Annotated in this window: 5 protein-coding genes and 1 pseudogene; 3 read left to right on the forward strand and 3 right to left on the reverse strand. The window is 43.8% G+C overall.

Features of this window, described 5'->3' with window-relative positions; all coding sequences use genetic code 11:
* Positions 1-137: 137 nt before the first annotated feature.
* Positions 138-1,085 (forward strand): annotated as a pseudogene (locus IM485_RS20950) (pentapeptide repeat-containing protein); the annotation flags it as partial.
* 335 nt (positions 1,086-1,420) lie between these two features.
* Here IM485_RS20950 and psbM read toward each other — a convergent pair.
* On the reverse strand, positions 1,421-1,528 hold the full coding sequence (gene psbM / locus IM485_RS20955; protein ID WP_002745897.1) for a photosystem II reaction center protein PsbM: 108 nt from the start codon (positions 1,526-1,528) through the stop codon (positions 1,421-1,423).
* Between the two features lie 106 nt (positions 1,529-1,634).
* On the opposite strand from psbM, the gene IM485_RS20960 reads away from it, so the two are divergent.
* Positions 1,635-1,832: a hypothetical protein gene (locus tag IM485_RS20960; RefSeq protein WP_287745367.1), complete on the forward strand. Its 198-nt coding sequence runs from the start codon at positions 1,635-1,637 to the stop codon at positions 1,830-1,832.
* Here IM485_RS20960 and IM485_RS20965 read toward each other — a convergent pair whose 3' ends face one another.
* Complete coding sequence (locus IM485_RS20965; RefSeq protein WP_287745369.1) at positions 1,833-2,951, reverse strand: universal stress protein; 1,119 nt, start codon at positions 2,949-2,951, stop codon at positions 1,833-1,835.
* Between the two features lie 477 nt (positions 2,952-3,428).
* Between IM485_RS20965 and IM485_RS20970 the strand changes: the two genes are divergently transcribed.
* Entirely contained in the window at positions 3,429-3,602 is a 174-nt protein-coding gene (locus IM485_RS20970; protein ID WP_002804198.1) for a hypothetical protein, read from the forward strand.
* A gap of 62 nt (positions 3,603-3,664) precedes the next feature.
* On the opposite strand, the gene corA is transcribed toward IM485_RS20970, so the two are convergent.
* A complete protein-coding gene (gene corA / locus IM485_RS20975; RefSeq protein WP_287745371.1) occupies positions 3,665-4,825 on the reverse strand; it encodes a magnesium/cobalt transporter CorA in 1,161 nt (386 codons plus the stop codon).
* Between the last annotated feature and the right edge of the window lie 324 nt (positions 4,826-5,149).

Raw genomic sequence — 5,149 nt, forward strand, 5'->3', positions numbered from 1 at the left:
AATTGTCTCATCAATTTTTTGATAATTGACCACTGTTACATTTGGTAAATCGAGGAGTTGATCAAAATTTATCCACATAACCCACCTCCTGTTCTGTGTTACTATTATACCATGCTCACACAGAACCTAGAAGAGCCAATTCTCAAGCGGAAAGGCAACTGATTCAGGAACGTCTGATTACCGAGCGCTTCTCGAAAGCTGTCGAGCAAATCGGTAATCCTAAAGAGGAGGTGGTAATTGGCGGCATTTATTCCCTAGAGCGAATTGCCAAAGATTCTCCCAAGGATCAATGGACAATTATGGAAGTCCTGACTTCCTACATTCGTAAAAATTCCCCCATTCCCTCGAATATTCAACAACTGGAGCCAGAGGAAAGACAGAAGGCCCTAGAAAAGCTCCCTTCCGTGAGTATTCCAGTTCAGGCCGCTTTAACGGTAATCGGCCGGCGTAAAGTTGAGAATGACCAAGCTGGGGATAATTTGGCTGAAACAAATGACCCTAATAAAATTAAATTTCTTGATTTAAGTCGGACAAATTTGAGGAAAGCCTACCTCAACGGAGCCAACCTCAACGAAGCTAACCTCAACGGAGCCTACCTCAACGGAGCCAACCTCTGGGTAGCCAACCTCTGGGTAGCCGACCTCATCGGAGCCAACCTCATCGGAGCCTACCTCATCCAAGCTAACCTCAACGGAGCCAACCTCAACGGAGCCGACCTCAACGGAGCCTACCTCAACGGAGCCGACCTCAACGGAGCCTACCTCAACGGAGCCAACCTCTTCGGAGCCAACCTCTACGGAGCCAACCTCTACGGAGCCGACCTCAAGGGAGCCAAGCTCATCGGAGCCAGCCTCAACCGAGCCAACCTCAACGGAGCCAACCTCAACGGAGCCGAGGATCTTTATCCAAAACAAATTAAATCGGCCTGCTTTTGGGAAAAAGCAATATACACGGAATCCAACTGGGATACTGATAAACAATTATGGGTGGCTGAGGACCGGGAAGCCAATCAACGAGAAATCGAGAAACTCAAAAGGGACAAAAACTCAGATCCGCCAAATCCGATCGATTGTAATACTAAATAGGGTTTGCGGCAAAAAGTACGGGCGAAGCATTCGGATAGAAAATCTCCGGTTTCACCGATAGGTTATTGCCCGAATGCTTCGCCCCTACAGGACGCGGGCCGATGAAAACGCAAGGTTTGGAAGCATGATTCTCTCAAAATCTTGCACCTGTTTGGCGAGAAAAGCCACAAAACCCTTACCTTACCTACTTATCCAGCAAATCCTAAATACTTTAACTTTTGGCGATTTAGGATCAGGTGACGAAACTAGCATTTTCCCCTAATTGAAGCGAAAAACCCCGCATGACTTCAAGAAATCACCGGGGTTTTTAGGAAAAATAGGGATAGGGAAGGAATTTAACCCTCGGTTTCCTCTCTGGTTTGGATAAACAGAATCAAGAGGAAAACAGTGGGGACTAGGACGAATAGGATACTAGCGATAAAGCCGAGATTATTTACCTGCATGAGTTAACTCCCTTAAGTGACAACGGATTTGCATTAAAGATTAACTCCTAGAATATCATCCCAGAGGGCGTTGCTGATTTGAGAGGGGAACTGGGAATTATGAATTATGAATTATGAATTGGGAATTATGAATTATGAATTGGGAAGTGGGAGAAAGTCCCGAGGTTTCCTTCCCTACACCCTACACCCCACACCCTACACCCTACACCCCACACCCTACACCCCACACCCCACACCCTACACCCTACACCCCACACCCCACACCCCACACCTTACACCCCACACCCTCTTTCAAGTCAGGTAGTCACCTTTTCACCCCCTTGCCTCGCGCGTCTTTAATTGATACTTTTGGATCGGTGGCGATGATGTGAAGATCAATATTTTTCTGCCAGATCAGGCGCATGAGTTTTTGGGTGAAAGAACCTTTGATGAAATTCTTCCAGCGCGATTGAAGGCTCTCCCCGATCACAATCTGGGTGATCCGTTCCCGTTCGGCCACTTCAGCGATCGCTGCCGCCACCTGATAGCTTTTAACCCGTAAGAATTTCCCCTCGAATTCCCGACATAAACGTTCGCAGGTTTCGATATGTAAAGCCTCCTCTTTCGTGAGAAAGCGCTCAGGTTTATCGACGAAAATCACGAAAAATTCCGCGTTCATATACCCCGCTATCCGCGCTCCCCGACGTAATAATCGTAAAGAGTTGGGATAGGTGGAAATACAGACTAATACCCGTTCGTGAACGGGACAGGATTGACCGATAAATTTTGTGGAATTACTCGCTTCTTCTTCCACCGTATCGGCCACTTCCCGCAGGGCGAGTTCCCGGAGGGCGATTAAATTACGCCGTTGAAAGAAATTATTTAAAGATTGTTCGATCTTTTCGGGAGCGTAGATTTTTCCCGCTAATAATCTTTCCTCTAGGGTTTCGGCGGTAACATCTACCACGATCACTTCATCTGCTTCCTCCAAAATTCGATCGGGTATTCGCTCCCGCACCACCACCCCAGTGATTCGGGCGACTAGATCGTTTAAACTCTCAATATGCTGGATATTCACGGTCGAGTAAACATCGATTCCCCGGGATAAAATTATCTCCACGTCCTGAAAGCGTTTCTCTCGCTCCGAACTGGGTGCATTCGTGTGGGCTAATTCATCGATCAGACACAGCTGCGGCGAGCGGGCGATAATCGCTTCTGTATCCATTTCCGAGAGAGTGAATCCCTCTTTCTCTAGGATTTTTCTCGGTACGATTTCCAACCCCTCGGCTTTTTCGGCGGTCTCTTTTCTGCCGTGGGTTTCAAGCAGTCCAATCACCACGTCGGTTCCCTGCTTTCTGAGGCTATGCCCCTCCTCCAGCATCTTATAGGTTTTCCCGACCCCCGGAGCCATCCCGATAAAAATTTTATGTCTTCCCCGTCGCACAATTGTCTCCTTTTTGGCAACTTCCCTTTACAGATTAAGATAATTCGATCGTAGCCTGGCGGATTAAATATCCTCAATGATTCGTTCATTTTTCCTCTGTTTGGTTCATTTAATCCAGAAAATTATTGAGACCATTGTTCAAAAAATTGCTGAAACTCCTCAAAATAATTAACGGTTAGTGCCAATTTCAGTAACTCGCCTAAAATCGATAATAAGGAAATTTTATCGACCGTTTGCTCAATTGACTTGGCGCGATTATGGGCAAATAAGCTCTTTTACCTAGTCATGGCGCTGACCCCTAGACGACTAGAAAGAAACTTCGCCGATATCATCTAACCCTGACATTAGCCAACTTTGTTAGATAAGAACTTTTTTAAGAATTATGATCGGCCTATAATAGTAACTGTAGTCACCCCTATCCTTTAGGGATAATTCTTGGTTTAGGGTTGATGTCCTTCAGCGCAAGCGAGATCGGTTATGAAAATTAGCGAACTAGAAAACTACTTGGCTCAGGTTAAGTTAGAGATTGGTGACATCGATATCGTCTATCAATGTCACAACCAGCACTATAGTTGGTTGGACAAAATTAGAAGCCATCAACTGAAAGTGTTAAAAAATACCGCAGACACTAAATTATTAATTTCTCTGTGATAGCCATTTTCTCTTGCTAGATGCCGGCAAGGTAATCCAGTCTGTCTAATCTGCTTAACAGTTTATCTTTTCTTCACTGTCGATAGGTTCTTAAACCAGCCGCGTCGCCAAAAGAAAATGATTAAACTGAAAGCAACGGTTAGCATCAATACCCAGACGAACACATAGCCCCAATACCATTCTAATTCGGGCATATTATAGGGGGATTTATCAGTATTAAAGTTCATACCATAAATACCGACAATGAAGGTGAGCGGGATAAAAATCGTCGAGATTACCGTTAAAGTTTTCATAATCTCGTTCATTTTATTACTCACGGAAGACAGGTAAAAATCCATTAAACCATTGGCAAATTCCCGGTAATTTTCGATAACATCGAGGATTTGTACCACATGGTCATAACAGTCTCTTAGATAGGGTTTAATGGTTATATCGATGACAATATACTCATCGCGTAAAAGAGCATTGAGGATGTCTCTTTGCGGCCAAATTGCTCGTCGCAGGGAGAGTAATTCCTGACGTAGTTGGTAAATTTTTGATAAAGTCTGCTCCGTGGGACTAGCTAAAATTTCGTTTTCTAACTCCTCGATTCTTTCTCCGTAGGACTCTAAAACAGGAAAATAACCGTCAATAATAGCATCCCAAATCGAGTAGGCTAAATAACCCGATTTTTGCTGCCGGATGGAACCTTTATTTAAACGGATTCTTTCCCTAACTCCTTCCAAAGAATCGTATTGTCCTTCTTCCTGCACGGTTAAAACATAATTCTTCCCGACTATTAAACTGATTTGTTCTAACAAAAAACCCTGATGATCGATCAGGATGGCCATTGGCACTATAATTAAAAGATAATTATCGCATTCTTCCACTTTTGGTCTTTGGGGAATACTGACTATATCCTCAAGGGTTAAGGGATGCAAATGAAAAATTTCCCCCAACTCTTGCAGTTTATCTTCATTACCCAAACCGACGATATCAACCCAAGAGATGGAATCATCGGATAAATATTTAAGACAGTCTTGAGGTAAGAGATTATTAACTATAGTGGCTTGTTGAGAATTATAATTAATTAAAAATATCTCGGTAGCAACGGCATTTTCATCGATGGTGATTAACCCCGGCATCGTCCCGGGTTGATTATAGTGATAATCATAAAGGTGGGGTTTTGTCTGGGAGGATTTTCGCCCTTTTTTATACCTAGTTAATCTTTTGTTATTGCTCATAGTTGAGATCGAGCGCTATTTGCCTTTTTTTTAGCATTAATCGCTGAAATATTCCTCAGTTTTTAGCTAACTTTAAGATTGTCCAAGATTGTTAAAACTGGACTTCCCCGTTGACAAAAAGCCATAAGCTGTGCTGTAGAAGGGATTAAAAGAATTTCCGCCGCCCCGTTACTGGGTACAAATCAGGGAAACTCCCAATAAATCTAACGCTTTTTGTTGCAGTTGAGTCGGTCGAGTTATCTTAGAAAAACGATAACTTCCCTCCCTAATCGTACATTCCACTGTATTCAAGCAAATTGTCCCCAGGTCTTCCAACAAAGTCCG

The organism is Microcystis sp. M169S2 (assembly GCF_020245865.1).
Lineage (GTDB): Bacteria > Cyanobacteriota > Cyanobacteriia > Cyanobacteriales > Microcystaceae > Microcystis > Microcystis ichthyoblabe_A.